The 16302-nt window shown below is 32.1% G+C and carries 17 protein-coding genes and 3 pseudogenes; 11 read left to right on the forward strand and 9 right to left on the reverse strand.

Translation table 11 applies throughout. The annotated features are described in order from the left end of the window. The first annotated feature begins 635 nt into the window (after positions 1 to 635). Positions 636 to 929 carry a hypothetical protein gene (locus ORL93_RS25775; RefSeq protein WP_265959773.1) on the forward strand — a complete coding sequence of 98 codons (294 nt, stop codon included), beginning with the start codon at positions 636 to 638 and terminating at the stop codon, positions 927 to 929. A 132-nt stretch (positions 930 to 1061) separates the two neighbouring features. Here the strand turns inward: ORL93_RS25775 and ORL93_RS25780 are convergent. Together ORL93_RS25780 and ORL93_RS25785 are read right to left on the reverse strand one after the other, a co-directional pair. After that, a pseudogene (locus ORL93_RS25780) lies at positions 1062 to 1972 on the reverse strand (Rpn family recombination-promoting nuclease/putative transposase). 74 nt (positions 1973 to 2046) lie between these two features. Next, positions 2047 to 2913, reverse strand: a pseudogene (locus ORL93_RS25785) (recombinase family protein). Positions 2914 to 3390: 477 nt separating this feature from the next. On the opposite strand from ORL93_RS25785, the gene ORL93_RS25790 reads away from it, so the two are divergent. Next, the gene (locus ORL93_RS25790) at positions 3391 to 4230 is read left to right on the forward strand and encodes an NPP1 family protein (RefSeq protein WP_243526960.1); all 840 of its coding nucleotides are present in this window, start codon (positions 3391 to 3393) and stop codon (positions 4228 to 4230) included. Between the two features lie 167 nt (positions 4231 to 4397). Here the strand turns inward: ORL93_RS25790 and ORL93_RS25795 are convergent, their stop codons facing one another. Together ORL93_RS25795 and ORL93_RS25800 are read right to left on the reverse strand one after the other, a co-directional pair. Then, entirely contained in the window at positions 4398 to 4889 is a 492-nt protein-coding gene (locus ORL93_RS25795; RefSeq protein WP_265959774.1) for a hypothetical protein, read from the reverse strand. Between the two features lie 414 nt (positions 4890 to 5303). After that, positions 5304 to 6737 carry an IS4 family transposase gene (locus ORL93_RS25800; RefSeq protein WP_265959775.1) on the reverse strand — a complete coding sequence of 478 codons (1434 nt, stop codon included), beginning with the start codon at positions 6735 to 6737 and terminating at the stop codon, positions 5304 to 5306. A gap of 188 nt (positions 6738 to 6925) precedes the next feature. Between ORL93_RS25800 and ORL93_RS25805 the strand changes: the two genes are divergently transcribed. From ORL93_RS25805 to ORL93_RS25820, 4 genes are all read left to right on the forward strand, one after another. Beyond that, on the forward strand, positions 6926 to 7324 hold the full coding sequence (locus ORL93_RS25805; RefSeq protein WP_265959776.1) for a BlaI/MecI/CopY family transcriptional regulator: 399 nt from the start codon (positions 6926 to 6928) through the stop codon (positions 7322 to 7324). 2 nt (positions 7325 to 7326) lie between these two features. Then, positions 7327 to 9267 (forward strand): M56 family metallopeptidase, encoded by a 1941-nt coding sequence (locus ORL93_RS25810; RefSeq protein ID WP_265959811.1) that lies wholly within the window; start codon positions 7327 to 7329, stop codon positions 9265 to 9267. Positions 9268 to 9344: 77 nt separating this feature from the next. Further along, entirely contained in the window at positions 9345 to 9701 is a 357-nt protein-coding gene (locus ORL93_RS25815; protein ID WP_265959777.1) for a hypothetical protein, read from the forward strand. Between the two features lie 582 nt (positions 9702 to 10283). Next, positions 10284 to 10481: a DUF3955 domain-containing protein gene (locus ORL93_RS25820; RefSeq protein WP_016113424.1), complete on the forward strand. Its 198-nt coding sequence runs from the start codon at positions 10284 to 10286 to the stop codon at positions 10479 to 10481. A 295-nt stretch (positions 10482 to 10776) separates the two neighbouring features. Here the strand turns inward: ORL93_RS25820 and ORL93_RS25825 are convergent. Further along, a pseudogene (locus ORL93_RS25825) lies at positions 10777 to 10866 on the reverse strand (AAA family ATPase); the annotation flags it as partial. Between the two features lie 64 nt (positions 10867 to 10930). On the opposite strand from ORL93_RS25825, the gene ORL93_RS25830 reads away from it, so the two are divergent. Next, positions 10931 to 11260, forward strand: coding sequence for a recombinase family protein (locus ORL93_RS25830; protein ID WP_265959779.1), 330 nt, complete (start codon positions 10931 to 10933; stop codon positions 11258 to 11260). A gap of 169 nt (positions 11261 to 11429) precedes the next feature. Here ORL93_RS25830 and ORL93_RS25835 read toward each other — a convergent pair whose 3' ends face one another. Beyond that, positions 11430 to 12017: a hypothetical protein gene (locus ORL93_RS25835; RefSeq protein ID WP_265959780.1), complete on the reverse strand. Its 588-nt coding sequence runs from the start codon at positions 12015 to 12017 to the stop codon at positions 11430 to 11432. A gap of 365 nt (positions 12018 to 12382) precedes the next feature. Next, positions 12383 to 12595 carry an alpha/beta-type small acid-soluble spore protein gene (locus ORL93_RS25840; RefSeq protein ID WP_265959781.1) on the reverse strand — a complete coding sequence of 71 codons (213 nt, stop codon included), beginning with the start codon at positions 12593 to 12595 and terminating at the stop codon, positions 12383 to 12385. Between the two features lie 280 nt (positions 12596 to 12875). Between ORL93_RS25840 and ORL93_RS25845 the strand changes: the two genes are divergently transcribed. Beyond that, positions 12876 to 13370, forward strand: a complete 495-nt coding sequence (locus ORL93_RS25845; protein WP_265959782.1) for a YndM family protein — start codon at positions 12876 to 12878, stop codon at positions 13368 to 13370. A 27-nt stretch (positions 13371 to 13397) separates the two neighbouring features. Here the strand turns inward: ORL93_RS25845 and ORL93_RS25850 are convergent, their stop codons facing one another. Together ORL93_RS25850 and ORL93_RS25855 are read right to left on the reverse strand one after the other, a co-directional pair. Next, positions 13398 to 13913 carry a DUF3231 family protein gene (locus ORL93_RS25850; RefSeq protein WP_265959783.1) on the reverse strand — a complete coding sequence of 172 codons (516 nt, stop codon included), beginning with the start codon at positions 13911 to 13913 and terminating at the stop codon, positions 13398 to 13400. Between the two features lie 349 nt (positions 13914 to 14262). Further along, the gene (locus tag ORL93_RS25855) at positions 14263 to 14475 is read right to left on the reverse strand and encodes an alpha/beta-type small acid-soluble spore protein (RefSeq protein WP_026591505.1); all 213 of its coding nucleotides are present in this window, start codon (positions 14473 to 14475) and stop codon (positions 14263 to 14265) included. 284 nt (positions 14476 to 14759) lie between these two features. Here ORL93_RS25855 and ORL93_RS25860 point away from each other — a divergent pair, with 284 nt between their 5' ends. From ORL93_RS25860 to ORL93_RS25870, 3 genes are all read left to right on the forward strand, one after another. Continuing rightward, positions 14760 to 14921 carry a spore coat protein gene (locus ORL93_RS25860; RefSeq protein WP_373926189.1) on the forward strand — a complete coding sequence of 54 codons (162 nt, stop codon included), beginning with the start codon at positions 14760 to 14762 and terminating at the stop codon, positions 14919 to 14921. A 59-nt stretch (positions 14922 to 14980) separates the two neighbouring features. Continuing rightward, a complete protein-coding gene (locus ORL93_RS25865) occupies positions 14981 to 15193 on the forward strand; it encodes a spore coat protein (RefSeq protein ID WP_265959785.1) in 213 nt (70 codons plus the stop codon). A gap of 183 nt (positions 15194 to 15376) precedes the next feature. Beyond that, positions 15377 to 16231, forward strand: a complete 855-nt coding sequence (locus ORL93_RS25870; protein WP_265959786.1) for a manganese catalase family protein — start codon at positions 15377 to 15379, stop codon at positions 16229 to 16231. Positions 16232 to 16302: the final 71 nt, after the last annotated feature.

The following is a 16302-nucleotide window of genomic DNA, read 5'->3' on the forward strand; positions in this document are numbered from 1 at the left end:
TTATTTTATAAAATAAATTAAAAGAAGTGTTTTAACAAATCAATTACCGAGTTCAGTAATTTAATGAACTGAATTGCTGCCTCTGAATGTTCCCACATTTTTTGATTAATTCTTTAATTTTTTTCATGATTAAAACCTCTATTTCTTAAATGTAACAGTTATATCTTATATCCGTCCATTGTTTAATAATCACTATCTAATGCAGGTCTAATTACAATTTGATAATAATTAATATTTAACATCCGTTTCGAAAGGTACACCTTTTGGTTCGTTTTTTAATAATACGTATTCAAAGACGTGAAGAATGCTTGACATGTTCGTAAATGTATACATTTACAGATATATAGAAAACTATAAAAATCCACGTCTGTCACTTTAGGAGATAATTTGCACTAATTTTAAGTGTTGAGTATACATAATAAAGTTATCTGTGTAGATTTCGTAATTACTGGAGTAAAGGTTATTAGGTTAAGATGTTCATAACTTAAAATTAATGACACAATTGATTTTGATGTTAATTTAAAAGAGACACCTGCAAGTTTTTATAAAGTAAAAAGTCCTGATGGAAAAAAGAATCTATAGCAGTATATGATGGAGAAAAGAAATTAGATGCGAATTCTGCTACAAAAGAATACATGATTGCTCCAGTCGTTAACGGGCAATCACCAGTGGTATCTCAAGCTATTCCTGCCAAAGAAAGATATATTAAAGATGAAAGCGGTAATTCAGAAGGTGTGAAATTACGTAAAGATCCCGCAAACATGGGGCTAGCTAGTGAAGTTCTATTTAGTCAAAATATTGCCCTTGGATTTTTAGAGGATTATAATAAGTGGAAATTTGAAGCAGATGAAACTTATCTCGGTTTACCTGCAAAAGTTATTACTGGCGAAGTATCAGATAATTTTAAATTACGTTTAAAATTCTTATGAATTAAGCTTATTCCCCTTTTTCTGGGGTTGTGCAAAGATACCCTTTATTCAACCTTTCCTGGAAAAAAGAATGAGAATGAAATAAAAAAAAGCTTTGCGAATTGTTTCGCAAAGCTTTTGTAATAGTACGGATTATAATAGTAGTTTTCGTATTTCTTCTGTACTTAGACCAGTGAATTTCGCAATGTCTTCTAACAGCATACCATTCTTATGCATACCACGTATTAATTGAACTTTCCCTTGTTCAATGCCTTGTTCAATGCCCTCTTCTCGTCCTTTTTGAATCCCTCTAAGCCTTCTTCACGAGCGTGAGCCAGCTTAGCTTGTTCATCAAGAAGTAGCTTCTCGCGAGCCTCATAAGCTGTTCGGAAAGAGGAGTCATGGCTCATATTTTCCCATTTATTTATTGCTTTTTGTAAAATTGGATCTTGATTCATTGCAATCTCCTCCAACGTTTGAGTTAAATGTTCATCTTCATGTGCTGGTAGTAATAACATCCAACGAACAAATGCATTTTCCCACGGGTTTACTTTTTCTTCACGCCACTGTTTGACCAATTTAGGTATCTCTACAAAATGGATTTCAATGTCATCACTTAATAGTTGTTGTAATTTTGTATTCCACAATTGTCCGATGGTATGAAATGCTTCATCGTGAGAAAACAAGATAAAATCTAATAAGTTAATGGTTATGGTTTTCCGAAGGGAACGATACGGCATCCCTTCTTGCATTTGGGATGTATAGAGTTTACTCCAATAATATAAAGATCGCTTTACCATATCATGTGTATTTCGAAGCTGAATTTCTATATTTACTTGTGTCCCATTATCTAGCGTTGCTAATAAGTCTAATATTGATAACTTATCATCTTCATAAGATTTATGAAGATGTGGATCTTCTAGTTGTAGAGATGTAATAGGTGAATCTAAAGATTCTTCTAGAATGGCGTTTAGAAATCCGGTTAAAATTTCTTCGTTCCCCTTCGTTCCGAATAACTGTTTAAAAGCAAAATCGATTCGTAAATTTACTAATTTTGTGGACATGGGTTTCCTCTCCCTGTCTTTCTGTTCTTCTTCTTATTTTATAATTGAACTCTCTATATAAGCAAATGCTACTTTTACCACTGTAGCTCCAATTCATCACAGTACGCATCTAACTCCGTAAAACAGTTTTGTGAATCCGCTTCAAAATCAATTTCATGAATTATGCTATCTACCTTTTGTTCTAAATCTGAAATTGTGGTGTAAGGAACATAAAATATATATTCTCCCGAACATTGTTCCATATTATATTGTGATATGAGAAAGGATTCGATATTCTTTCGAACTTTCCCCTTTCCCCGTACAAATTTATTATTATTTTCTACACGCAACAACATACGAATAGTTGCTGTTTTTTCTTCTGTTTCCTCATTCTTTTGTACTTACTTGTGTTTTCGTATGTATCGGTACAGTGTCGCTTGGCTAATGCCAGTCATATCTATAATTTCTCGAATACTATATTGCTCTGACTTATATAAATTTAATGCCTTTTGAATATAGGTATCTTTAATACGAGGACGACCACCAACCCTCCCTCTTGCTCTTGCACTTACAAGACCTTCTTGTGTTCGTTGAGCAATCAAGTCTCTTTCAAACTGGCTGAATGCTTGAAATACTGTTAACATCAATTTTCCTTGAGGTGTATTAGTATCAAATTGTTCTTTGATACTAATTAGCTTAACTCCCTTATTCTCAAAAAAATCAACAAGTTCAATTAAATCTTTGGTACTTCTTCCTAATCTAGAAAAGCTTTCTACAACTAATGTATCACCAGGTCTAATTTTATCTTTTAATCGAGTAAGCTCTGGACGATCACTTTTCGTACCTGTTATTTTTTCAGTTAAAATTTCAGTACAGTTATAATTTTGAAGCATGTCTAGTTGACGAATCAAATCTTGTTGTTGGGTACTTACTCGTGCATAACCATAAATGTATGAATTCATAAAATCACCTAACCTTTACATGATAATCTTATCATAAAGGGAGGTTAAAGTTAATTTGATTTTGACAATAGTTTTGATAACACAATTAAGCGATTTATAAGGATCAAATTTTGTTTGTTCTATAGTTATCAAAAACCATCGTTTTTGAGAATATAATTTCATTTTGGTATCTTTGTCCAACCCCCGAAAAAGGGGAATAAGCTTAATTCATAAGAAATTTAAACGTAATGTCAAAAAGTGTACCTTTTGGTACAGAAATTTTCTCAAGGCGAAATATCGATTTTTCAGGATAATTATTGCATCTTGATATTAAAAATCAATAATGAATAATATATAATACAACTAATCCCCTCTCCCAATTGTACGAGAAGCTTTCACCATTCAGGATTCAGAATTTTCTTTCACAAACTATTAAAATGAAAAATTTTCAAGAAACACAATTCGATGCTGAGAATACTTTTTATAGGAGGTTTTATGATGAATAAAAAAATATACTTAAGTATATTTTGTTCTTTAGCTGCGTTAACGAGTAGTAATACGATAGCATATGCTGAAAACGTTAATAAACCTTTTTCAGTACAAACAAATCAAAATCCATCAAATTTTTTAGCGACTTTACAATTTGACGGAACAGATTGGCTCGATTCCGGAGAACAAAATTTCCCGCAAGCTTTTAAGTTTCAATCTTATGATGAAAATATTGAGCACAACAAGGAAAATCTAATCAGATTTAAAATTGGAGAATCAATATTTGGAACCGGTTCAACAGGATGGGAAAATAGAGGTTCAAATGATCAAAGACCTGCTGTATACTTTCATAGTGTTACAAAAGGTGAATATGAAGTATATGAGTATTGGTTATATTATGCAGACAATGATTGGATTAATGATCATGAACATGATTGGGAAAAGTATTTTGTGTATTTAAAAAATGGAGAACCCACACATTTACTCATATCTAATCATAATAGCTATAAAATAAAGCCTTGGTCAGATATCCCTAAAGATAATGGTCATCCTCTTATTGGAGTAGATGGCGGTTCACATGCAATGAAATGGAAATCAGAAGATGGTGTGCAGATTCGCTATAATGGAGAAATTTCCAAAAATAATGGACGTTTAGATGAAGGGAATAATTCTATTCAGCCATGGATTATCTATAGTAATGATACTTTAAAAGGCGTAATACCATATTTGAATCAACCAGATGTTTTCTATTATGGTGATCCAGAATATAAATTGAATCCTAATGAAGATGGTGATCCTAGAGATGCTCCTTGGAAGAGATCTGAATGGAATAACCCTCCACTTCCATAAAGAATATAATCTTCTTTATAAGAACAGTATGTTTTATAAATGTTTTAACTTCATAAAAGTATAGTAGAATCAAAGTAATAGACTTCTATTCTGATGTTATGATGATTTTATAAAAATAAACCTCTTTACAAGAGGTTTATTTTTATAAAGTGATTCATATTCTAGATTTAATGTATTGCGTAAACATTAACAGTAAAGTTTCCATTCGCTCCGGATGGATTTGAGATATAAAAAGATCTGTGTGTTTTAACATCTGTAGAATTCCCGCTATAAATATTGTTCCAAATAACTGGGTCTTTACCAGCAGAAACATCTCTCATAACATTAAAACGAATCCCGTCTGATGCACCAACAATAACCCATTTTAATGCATATGTGTTCTCTGGTAAATTTTGAATACTGAAATTTCCACTTGAACGATTTTTTTGTCCGTCCATTGGAGTTGGTGCAGAAGTAACTGAAGCTACTAATGTTTCTGATGCTATTAATGATTTTCCTTGAGTGTTGTAGTTTGTTTGAATAATAGAGGCTGGATTAGCTGTATTAATTGTATCTGTAGAACTTACCTTTCCGCTAGTTGTTTGAGCACCAGCCATTGTTGTACCCCCTGATAAAATTGCTAAAGAACATAATGTGCTTACAAGTATTTTTTTCTTCATTGTAAAACCTCCATTTTTTTCATTTTCTTCTAATTGCATGTGTCTACAGGCTTGATAAATCCAATTACATTGCACAAATTATTAAACCTGTAGAGCGCATATCAATGACACGTTTCAACATTATTACTCCTGAATAAAAATAACTTGCAAGTTAATCATACAGCTATATAGAATCAATTGGAATATATGTAAAAATTTATCAACATATAGAATCTATTATAATAACAAAATATATGTATTTCCCTAACAATTAGATTCTAATTGTTATTAAAGGGGTAGCATCACATGCCCATCAACTTAAGAACAGAAACAAAATGAACTTTCGTTCATCAGGGCTAAAATATTCTTAAAGTAGAGATACACTCTTAAAAATGTGCATGCCAAATAAACCTATATAGGCATCATTTTAAAAAATTATGCAACTTTCTTTTGTCTTCTCAAACCACTATACTCATATACAATGCCCAGAATATCAAAGACGGTCTTCTTCTCATACCGATGAGATTTCCGTCCGTTTTTTTGCAAGAGATTAAAAAGCTGGAGAAAAACCTTTGTTATTTCTTTTGTATCTTTTTGTAGAGCTTCATACGCCAAATACAGATGATCTTGAATCATATAAATAGCTTTATATTCACTTAATTCTTTTTGCTTTTTCTGTAGTAACAGTTGTCTCATTTTGAACATAGTTGAAGAACAAAGAAAAATAGCGATTAATTGGCCATAAAGATGACATTCTAGACGTTCCCGCTTAACATTGTGACAACGATTGATACCAAAAAGAGATTTCCATGTTTTAAATACAATCTCTATTTGCCAACGTAGAGAGTAGATATCATGAATATGTTCCATCGGAACAACTTCCCATGGGATGTTGGTAATATAAACATTGATTTCTGTTAAACGTTTACTTTTTTCAGAGTATGTAACTCCTTTTTTCTTTTCAACATAAGTTTGTTGTTTCCTACGTTTATGAGTTTGAGTTGATGTGAGTCTATATATTACGACTCGTGAGGGTAATTTTTGTTGTCCAATATAGGCATTCTGAATTTCATAGGTATCTCCTGGTTTTATCTGATGCATAATATCTTCAAGGTTAAGCAAGACATATAAAGATTGCTTTTTTACTGTCCCATTCCGAAAGAATTCTGGAGATTCATTTTTTACATATACTCTATTATTTAATTTCAGCCGTGAAACGTAGAATACTCCCCGTTGATCCATCTGGTCTAAATCTTTTAGAGAAAAATATCCTAAATCTCGAATACATAAATCTCCTGGGCGTAAGGTATCCAAACAATCTGTACCAAAGGTTTTATCATTATTTTTACCTGGTTCCATTTGAAAATTGAGGAATTTCCCACTATGTAAATCATACTCTAGTTGAATCTTAATACCGGCTGTTTGTGCACATCCTCCTGAACCAGGATAAATAGGAGCTAAATGATTGGGTACTTGAAAAATAGTAGCATCTAAAATACGTATACGTTGAAAATAAGAAGTGTATTGGTTTGAAATTTGAGATGAATCGTTTAGTTTGCTTTTGACTAAAAGGGAAAATACGCGCTGTAGAAATAAAACAGCGTGTCGGTTAAAACGTTGATTAAGTCCTTCTGGACTCATGAGTGTAGCTGTATTTGCATAAAGTTGACTACATAATCGAGTGAGAGAGTCGCTTGCTACATGTTGACTAATCCAGATACATAAAGCAGCCAAATCTCGTGCGCCATACTTACTTTTACGTTTTACAAAACCTGTCTCTTGTGCGAGTTGTTGAAGAATATGTGGAGATAGATATTGCTGTAGCTCTTGAGCGAACAAATGAAACTCCTCTTGAATCGAAAGACTCATAAAAAACGCCATCCTTTCTATATATTTCTACAAAAAGAATAGCGTATTTTCATTATTTTTTCGGGTAAAATTCTAAAGTTTTATGGAAATGTATTTAAAAACCTAAAATATGGTTGACAATCAAGGATTACATTTGTAATATTTAATTATAGATTACAAATGTAATACAAGGAGTGGAATTTTATACAATGAAAGAATTACCTAAAATATCGGAAGCTGAATTGGAAATCATGAAGGTTCTTTGGTCAAAATCTCCCCAAACAGCGAATGAAGTGATTGAAGCGCTAGAGTCAACAATGGACTGGAAACCGAAAACGATTCGAACGCTTATTAATCGATTAGTCCAAAAAGAAGCTGTTTCTTACCAGCAAGATAAAGGGCGTATGTATGCATATTATCCTTTAGTGTCGCAAGATAGTTATCTACAAGTAGAAACAAAATCCCTCCTAAAACGTTTCTATGGTGCGGCATTTAAACCTTTACTTGTGAATTTCTTAAAAGAAGAAAAATTATCTTCAGAAGACATTAACGAACTTAAACGTATTCTGGATGAGAAGACTGAGGAAAATCAGAGGAAGGATAGATAATGATGATAGATATGTTTGTAAACGTCTATCTACCTCGATTTTTTGATTGGGTGATAGAAACATCCATTATGGCAAGTATATTAGTTGGTTTAATCTTATGTGTCAAAATCTTACTTAGAAACAAGTTAACCCCGCGATGGCAGTACATGTTATGGATGATTTTAATTGTAAGACTTCTATTACCATGGTCACCAGATAGTTCCTACAGTATTTATTCCCTTCTTTCATATAGCTCTGGTGTGTCTGAGGTTTTTCAAAAGAATACTACTTCTGCTATACCAAAAGAAAGCGTGTCAGAAGATAAAACGAATCATACAGTAACTACAAAAGAGGATAGTTACAAATCTAACTCAGTAAATATAATGAAAGAGAGTGACCAAACAGACAGTAATAAAAAGAAAGAAGATACTACATTTTCCGTTTATAAAGTCACTTTATATATTTGGCTTTTTGGAGTTGTCATTCTAGCAATGATAACTTGTATTATGAATAAACGGTTATTTTCTTACATAAAAAAGCAACCAAATATTACGGATGAAAAAATTGTTGGAATTTTTGAGAACTGTAAAAAGTCTATGGCAATTAAGAAGCATATTCCATTACGATTGGCTGGAAAAATCTCAAGTCCGACTGTTTTTGGATTCTTCCGCCCAAAAGTATTATTGTCAAGCAGACATATGAAAGTATTGAATGAGCAACAACTACAATATATTTTTTACCATGAGCTATCTCATATGAAACGAAGAGATATAGCTGTAAATTGGGTTATGTATAGTCTAATCATTTTAAATTGGTTTAATCCGATTCTTTGGTATGCCTATTCATGTATGAGAGAAGATCAAGAATTGGCCTGTGATGCATTTGCGCTTACTTTTATAGAATCAGAGGAACAAATTGCATATGGACATACAATTATTACTCTTTTAGAACATTATTCAAGTTATTATCAAGCACCGAATCTAGCTAATTTAAGTAGAAATAAACGAACGCTAAAAAGGAGAATTCTTATGATTAAGAAATTCCAGAAGAAATCCTATCGCTGGTCCGCGCTTGGAATTATTGCTATAGTTGCTGTTGCATCTTTTTCCTTATTCAATGCACGTGCAGTAGAAGGAGATGAAAGGCAGAAGGGACAAGCGATAGAAAAAAAGCAGAAATCTAAAGATGCTTTTCAAAATGCTGTAGATATGCTGTTTGGTACAGAAGAAAATGCGAGAAAAGAATATCGTTATTCAGCAAGAGTGTATGAACAAAAGACGGATTATTTATATTTAGCTGAAAAGGCTTTAACAAAAGATGAGTTCGAACAGTACATAAAATTATACAAAGAAATTATTAATATACAGAAAAAAGGTGCTCCTAGAGATTCTGACTCCGAGTCAATATTTTTTAGAGAAGAACGTTTAACAAAAGCTGATCGTGAAAAATTATATGCACTTTATGATCAGTCAAAACCATTTGATGACAAAGTATACGAATCTTTAAATTACACGGTAAAGGAAGCGCAGCAACATGTTGATTTCCAAATTAAGAAGCCAACTTACACAATTGAAGGATACAATCTTAAGGATGAAAAAGTAAGTTGTTTTATTAAGAGAAGGCCTGAATTAATTATTAAATTAGAATATACGAACGGAAAAGGAAACTATACAACTTATCAATCACAAGTATTTGGAGAAAGTAAAGATCCGTTCCATGCTTTGTTTGTTGTAGAAGAAAACATTGAACAGTACGAATTAGAAGGAAATCAAATATTTTACTCTACTCATCACTCGGATAGTAATTTACAAGGTATGAAGATGATAGTTCCTGCAAAAGGGAAAAATAGTGCATATCAAATCGTTATTATTAATCATAGTTTAGAGAAGCCAGGAGAAGCAGTATTCGATAAGAATGTAAATAAAGAAGAGTTAGAGAAAATTATGCTTTCAATGCTGAAATAATAAAGAAGTGTTTTGAAGGGTTTTATCCTTAGAACATCTTTTAGTTATATTAAACATAAATACGAGGAGAAAAAGATATGCATCCGAATAAATATAACACCTTATCATTAATTTGTATGATGTTGTTTTTTATTACTTGGGTATTAATATTTTTATATGGGAATTATAACTATTCTGCTACCGATGCTGGCAGTAATTTTACTCCTGCTGAAATGAGAATATCGATTGTACTTGATATTTTACAAATGACATTTCTAGTGGTGTCTTTTGTATTCGGTTTGATTGCATATTATGTTTCAGAGGACAATGGAGGATATGCAGGAATATATATCTTAACATCTCTCGTCTTGTTTATATTGACAGGGTTTTATGATGTTGTAATAGTTTACATATTAGTAACTGAGCCAATACATTGGAAGCTTTTTTTCATGTAATTATTAAATAAGAAGTGCTGATGAAAGATAACATCTCTTTCTAAATAGGGTACCGCCACATGCCCATCAACTTAAGAAAAATAAACGCCAAAACGAAAAAAAATTAGCTGACTTCTCAAAGTAACTACCTATAGAGAAAGAAAAGTTTCATTTAGGGGATACTTCAAAATCTTAGCTTGATAGGCATGTATAGTGACCCCATTTATGAAATCTTACAACACTGTCACCTTTATGTAAGGTTATTAGATAGTTTAACTATTATTTCAATGTGATAATAAAAGTATAAGAAATACACACATAAAAAAATATATTATACAGAGGTAACCATACGATGATTTTAAAACTAGCATTTATACTTTTTGGTGTAGTCTTAGTATTATGGGGTATATATAGTACGAAAACATATGAATCATTTTTAGACAAAATCACTGGAATAGGACAGTTATTAGGCGGAATTACATGCATAATTGCTGGGATTTTATCCTTTATAATTAAATAATTTATAAAGGAGTAGCTCCAACCTTACTAACCTATAAATCACTTATTTTGTATCAAACAATCCTTACATACGGAGGTTTTAAAATGAAAAAATATATTTTAACTTTAATACCATTTATCCTAGGGATAGGGTGTTTAGTTAGTTATAATACGATCGGATCTAAAGTTGCATCAGATGGTACTCTTGTGGAACCATTCTATTTACTACCAATGGGTTATTCATTTTTAGCTATCGGTATAATTAGTCTTTTTGTAAGTAAAATTAAAAAAGTTAATAAATAGATTAAAAAAAGAGCCTTAATAAGGCTCTTTTTTTAATCTCGTGAAAAGTTATTTTTTATGGTTTTCCCATTGTATTTGGGTGTAAGGCAGTGATTGGGTTAAAGCGAAGCAAAAAACTAACCCCTTATAGTGTCATAATTGATTACAATTTCTTTTAAAACAAATGTAAACTTTTGAATATTCGTTTATATTCATTTTTGTAACTTTAGGAGATAATTTGCGTAGTTTTTAAATGCTAAATTGCATATAGATTAAAAAAGGGAAGTCTGTAAAATTGAAGACTTCCCTTTTTATATTATTCATTTTCACCGATCACTAAAGAATCCCTCGCTACTTCGATGACTTCTGTAGTGATCTTATCTAAATGATTAATTTCCATTATCCGTTACACTCTTATGTGTCTATTTTGGGTGTAAAATAACTGTTGCGAAAATGGAGGATTTTTGAGAATGAAAGTTGCTTATGCGAGGGTCAGTTCTATAGATCAAAACCTAGATCGACAAATTGTGGAATTTAAAAATCACGGTGCGGAAAAAGAACGAACAGAAAGTAAACGACGACAGGCACAAGGAATAAAAATTGCGAAAGAAAAAGGAGTCTATCAAGGGCGACCAATCCTTTATGGACCGGATGCACGAGATCCTCAGAAACAAGCCGTCTATTATCAAATCGTACAAATGTTAAATTCAGGATTACCTATAAAAAAGATTGCTGAAAAAAACGGTGTAACAAGGCCAACGGTATATCGTATCCAAAAAGAACTTAAGAAAGGAATCTAATCTTTTCTCGAGCTTTTTATATAGTTGTAGATTGAAAAATTGTTTTTTATCCATAAAAGCCCCTGTAGTAGAATTGAAGGGGCTTTCCATTCACATAATTAGTATTATTAATTGAAAACTCAATATCTAATCCTCAATTTGAATCTAGGGAGGATAAACGATCAAATGTTTATTTCAAAGGAGTTAATTTTTCTTCTTGATTTGTTACTTCAATAGAAATAGGAGGAAGTTTCTTATCCCCAATTAAAACATACAAATTCCATTTGCCACTCTTAGGGAATTTCATACTTATAGCTTGATGTGAAATAATTTTAAAATTGTCTTTATTATCAGAATTACTTAATGGTAATAAGGATAAGTCAGTTTTTTCGTAGAAAGCATGGATAGATTGATTATATTGGCTCATATGCTTTATGTCTGCAATTTGAATTTCTTGTTTTGTATTTGGATGAATAGCGGTAATTTTAAGCGGTTCATTAGATATTTGCTTTGCAGTTCCCCATAAAAACCAATCATAGGTGTTGCTTTGGTTTACAACTATAGGTTTCTTAATAAAACCTACCTGGTTTTCGATGCCATACAAATCATAAATCCAATGTATATCTTCTTCATGCTCTTTAATTTTAAAGGATGATACATTTTTATTCTCTTGTAAGGCTTCAGTTTTTCCATTCCATCCAATGATACCTGTAACAAATATACCTATACTAATACAGCCTATAACAATATAAGATTTGTATTTAACCAGTAAAACCACCCCTTCCTAATTATGGATATATATTACATAAAAGGTGTGAACTTACTGTGAATTTCGAACTGATTGTTCACATAAATTCCTCTCTCAGAACTGTCTTATTTGTCATATGAAATATTTGGCCTAGTACATTTATTTATGGAACATATATGCAATTTATCATTAAAAAATCACGCAAATTATCGCCTAAAGTTACAGAACCGATAAGGTAATAAACTTACTTTGTTTTTACAATATAAACAAATATACAATGCACAAAATATATTCTAAATTATGGTTTCAATCTTTTTCGTTATTCATATATCTTAATTATATACAAATGGGGAGAGATGATTTATCTCTCCCTAAAATCCATTTGCTATATTAAGTTAGCGAGTAACTCCACCGCCAAGTTGTTGTTCAGCTAATGCTACTAGACGTTTTGTGATTTCACCACCAACAGATCCATTTGAACGAGCTGTTGCGTCTGCGCCAAGTTGCACACCAAATTCTTGTGCGATTTCATATTTCATTTGATCAAGAGCTTGTTCAGCCCCGCGTACTAACAATTGATTGCTGCTCCCACTGTTATTGTTCGACATACTATGTCACCTCCTTTACTCTTTAATATGCAAAAAAGCTTTCGAAAATATATAATCCTTTTTTTGGTATTACTTTTTATTGTTTTAATACATAATTCATACTTATATTTCACAAAATAGTATTGTGTAGGAGAGCAAAAAAATTTCTTGCCATATGGGTATCATGTAATGATAAGACCTCCAGAACACGATGAAATGGGTTGTGCTTTATGAAGGCGCAACCTGTTTTTATTTAGAAGTTGTATTCCTACATGAAAGTTAAAAAACAGGAGGAACATTCATGAAACATATCGTTGCCTTATTAATTAAATATACCGCTATTAGTGCCGTATTATTGATGATATTAGGTATATTCCAGGACGTTTCGATTCCTAGAATATTACTGATTTCATTACTAATTACAGGGACAGCCTACTTAATAGGAGATTTATTTATCCTACCTAAATACGGGAATATGATTGCTACAATTGCTGATTTTGGATTGAGTTTTTTAGGGATTTGGGTATTAACCCATTTTTTAACAGATATAGATTCAACTCGTAATATTGGTTTTTCTGCATTTTGGTCTGCTTTGCTTATTAGTGTGGTAGAAATATTCTTTCATATCTATATGAAAAAAGCTGTTTTACATGAAGATGAAGATTCAAGAGAATCAACTAATATGCATCACGATAGATATGCTATGGAGATTTCACATGAATATTTAAACCGTTCTGAAATAGAAAAAGTAAGATCCATTCAAAAGGAAAACGCTACAAAGAATAAAATGAAATAAAAAAGTGGCTTTCAGCCACTTTTTTTATTAAGCTTGTTCAGTATTTTTAACATGTAATGGCGGAGGAACTACCCAGCCTTTTTTCTTACTTAGACGTAGTAAAGTTACCCCAGCTTGTGCTTTTTTCATATGGAATTGTCCAAAAAGCATTCCTACATCTTCTCGAAGACATTTTCCCATTACTTGACTACAAGTTACTAATCCTGCCGCAAGACCTACAGAAACAGCTGCTGCAATTTCAGCATCATTGATACGTGCTCCAGGAGGAATATCTTCAATAGATGCAACCGGTCTTTCTGGAGGTGCTGGTGGTAAAGCCACTCCATTTACTTTTAAAAGAGCTTTTAGTTCTTCTATTTCAGAAGTCATATCATTCTCAATAAGACTTTCTAAGAACTTCTTTAAATCTTCATCACCCGTATGATTCATAAATACTTGATGACCTGCAACTGCTCCCTGTGCCGCAAGAAGATAACTCCAAATATCAAATACTTCTCCATAATGTAAAGGTTCATTTTGAGGATTTCCACTTAATACACCCATTTTAAGATGCCTCCCTTTTATAAATATCATAGTCAATATGCTTTTCAGTATTGAAAATAAATTTTTAAGTATATTTGTTCCTAAAAAGGACTTTTTAACATTCATGGGAAACACCTTCCCCATAAGATATGTGTTTGTAATCGAGAAAAGAATTTTTCAAATAAAATACTCAAAGATTATTATTTGAAATTATCAACAATCTTTGAGTACAAATGCATTCATTATGAGAGTTTATTAATACATTTTATATAGACAACATGGAAAGATGTGTTTGTTAACTACTGTAATCTGCTATGCTTCCAATAATTAACACTATCGCTTAACCTAATTTTTTCTATTTTGGGTGAAGTTAACGAGTGAATCCACCACCAAGTTGTTGTTCAGCCATTGCTACTAAACGTTTAGTGATTTCACCACCAACAGAACCGTTTGCACGAGCTGTTGTATCTGCACCAAGTTGTACACCGAACTCTTGCGCAATTTCATATTTCATTTGATCAAGTGCACTTTCAGCACCTTGAACTAATAATTCATTACGATTTCCACTCTTATTGTTTGCCATATTGTATCACCTCCTATGTTTTTAATATGTTACGAAACATAGAAAAATATAAATTCCTTTTTATGGTATTTTATTCCACTTGAATTTGAAGTATAAGTTTTCTCATTATCCTTAAAATATGGTTGAGAGAGCCAAGAAGAGGAACAGTTCTAACATCTTTTCATAACAAGGTTTGTTTGAAATGATTGTGTTATTCCTCCTTCTCCTCTTCTTTTCTCTTGCTTGAATTCATATGGAAAAGGAGTAATAAGTAAATAGAATCTAATATAAAGAGTGTTCATGAAGTGAATGAGTTACATGAAATGTTAACATTTAAAAATGTATGTATGACAAAGTCAGCTGTTATGACTGGCGTAGCTCAAGATCCAGCTCTACAAAGTTTATTACAACAAGATGTGAACATGTCTATGAAACATTACCAAGACTTGAAGAACTTACTACCTTAATAAAAAGAAGGTAAAATAAATGAATAAATTTATACAAAATATGGGCAGGTATAGGACCTGTGACTGAGCAGGTTATCGCAACGGACTTATTACTTGTATCTAAAACAGCTGTAAGGAACTATGCTTATGCGATTATGGAAGTTACTTTCAATCAAACTCGTGAAGTATTACGTCAACCTTTACAGGATGCAATTGATACACATAAGCAAGTAAGTCAATATATGATTGATAAAGGGTATTATCATCTAATGTACAAGAACAACTGCAAGTAGATTTAATGACTACACAAACAGCTCTAAACGTAGCACAAAATCAACAACACCCTCTTTAAAAACTAAAAAATATACGGAATTCTATCTGATACATAAGAACATAAAAAAGGTATAGGAATAAATTACCTTGATTCAGGAGATTTTATAAATTGTTGCTTATCTTAAAAAAGAGAGGTATTTTCTATGTATTATTATAAAGAAGAATTGATTAATATTATTAAACCAGACAAACCAGATCCGACAGCTGCGAAGGTCTTACAAGAAATACTTGGCGGACATTTTGGTGAAATGCGTACAATGATGCAATATTTCTTTCAAAGTTCAAATTTTAGAGGAAAAGCGAAGCAATATCGTGATTTGCTTCGAGGGGTTTTTCTTGAGGAAATTAGTCATGTAGAGCTCGTTCAGAATACAATTAATCAATTATTAAATGGATCTGGTGAGCCTACGCCAGGTAATGCTGGTATGGATAAAGCACCGCTTGATAAGGCGGTTAAACATGCAAATCCTCACCATTTTATTGTAGGTGCTCAAAGCTCATTGCCAGTAGATGCAGCCGGTAACCCATGGAACGGATCGTGGGTATACAGTCATGGAAATCTAATTAGTGATTTAATGGATAACCTAGTTCTTGAATCAACTGGTGTACTTCAAAAGACAAGGATTTATGAAATGAGCTCAAATCAAACTTTTCGTGAAACACTTGCCTTTTTAATTGTGCGTGACAATGCACATCAAAATGCATTTGCGAAAGCATTAGAAACTTTAGGCGTTGAATGGGGAAAACTTTTCCCAGTACCAAACTATGATATCAATAAGTATCCTGAGTGTAGAAAGTACGTAGAAATGGGATTTCATAATGCTCAATTTAATTTCAGGTTAGATGAAACAAGAATCGGAGAGATTTTCCAAGGTGAATCACCAAGTAGAAACAAAGGAATGTTAAGTGTAACGGAGCCACCAAAAGGTTTTCCTGTACCAGAACTTCCTGAAATGCCAAATGAGCATAGTCCGGGATTAAAAGATATGGAGCTTTGAGATTATTATGACCAACCATTTATAAATGGTTGGTCATAAATCTAAATTAGAAAAACTCTATATGCATTCAA

The sequence above is a fragment of the Bacillus sp. DHT2 genome (assembly GCF_026241455.1).
Classification (GTDB): Bacteria; Bacillota; Bacilli; order Bacillales; family Bacillaceae_G; genus Bacillus_A; species Bacillus_A pseudomycoides.

Bases quoted from the DNA above. Each gene is read 5' to 3' on its own strand.
- ORL93_RS25855 (WP_026591505.1), bottom strand. From the start codon at position 14,475: ATGGCAAACAATAAGAGTGGAAATCGTAATGAATTATTAGTTCAAGGT.
- ORL93_RS25815 (WP_265959777.1), top strand. From the start codon at position 9,345: ATGCATCCGAATAAATATAACACCTTATCATTAATTTGTATGATGTTG.
- ORL93_RS25790 (WP_243526960.1), top strand. From the start codon at position 3,391: ATGAATAAAAAAATATACTTAAGTATATTTTGTTCTTTAGCTGCGTTA.
- ORL93_RS25830 (WP_265959779.1), top strand. From the start codon at position 10,931: ATGAAAGTTGCTTATGCGAGGGTCAGTTCTATAGATCAAAACCTAGAT.
- ORL93_RS25840 (WP_265959781.1), bottom strand. From the start codon at position 12,595: ATGTCGAACAATAACAGTGGGAGCAGCAATCAATTGTTAGTACGCGGG.
- ORL93_RS25845 (WP_265959782.1), top strand. From the start codon at position 12,876: ATGAAACATATCGTTGCCTTATTAATTAAATATACCGCTATTAGTGCC.
- ORL93_RS25805 (WP_265959776.1), top strand. From the start codon at position 6,926: ATGAAAGAATTACCTAAAATATCGGAAGCTGAATTGGAAATCATGAAG.
- ORL93_RS25820 (WP_016113424.1), top strand. From the start codon at position 10,284: ATGAAAAAATATATTTTAACTTTAATACCATTTATCCTAGGGATAGGG.
- ORL93_RS25795 (WP_265959774.1), bottom strand. From the start codon at position 4,889: ATGAAGAAAAAAATACTTGTAAGCACATTATGTTCTTTAGCAATTTTA.
- ORL93_RS25870 (WP_265959786.1), top strand. From the start codon at position 15,377: ATGTATTATTATAAAGAAGAATTGATTAATATTATTAAACCAGACAAA.
- ORL93_RS25800 (WP_265959775.1), bottom strand. From the start codon at position 6,737: ATGAGTCTTTCGATTCAAGAGGAGTTTCATTTGTTCGCTCAAGAGCTA.
- ORL93_RS25810 (WP_265959811.1), top strand. From the start codon at position 7,327: ATGATAGATATGTTTGTAAACGTCTATCTACCTCGATTTTTTGATTGG.
- ORL93_RS25775 (WP_265959773.1), top strand. From the start codon at position 636: ATGATTGCTCCAGTCGTTAACGGGCAATCACCAGTGGTATCTCAAGCT.
- ORL93_RS25850 (WP_265959783.1), bottom strand. From the start codon at position 13,913: ATGGGTGTATTAAGTGGAAATCCTCAAAATGAACCTTTACATTATGGA.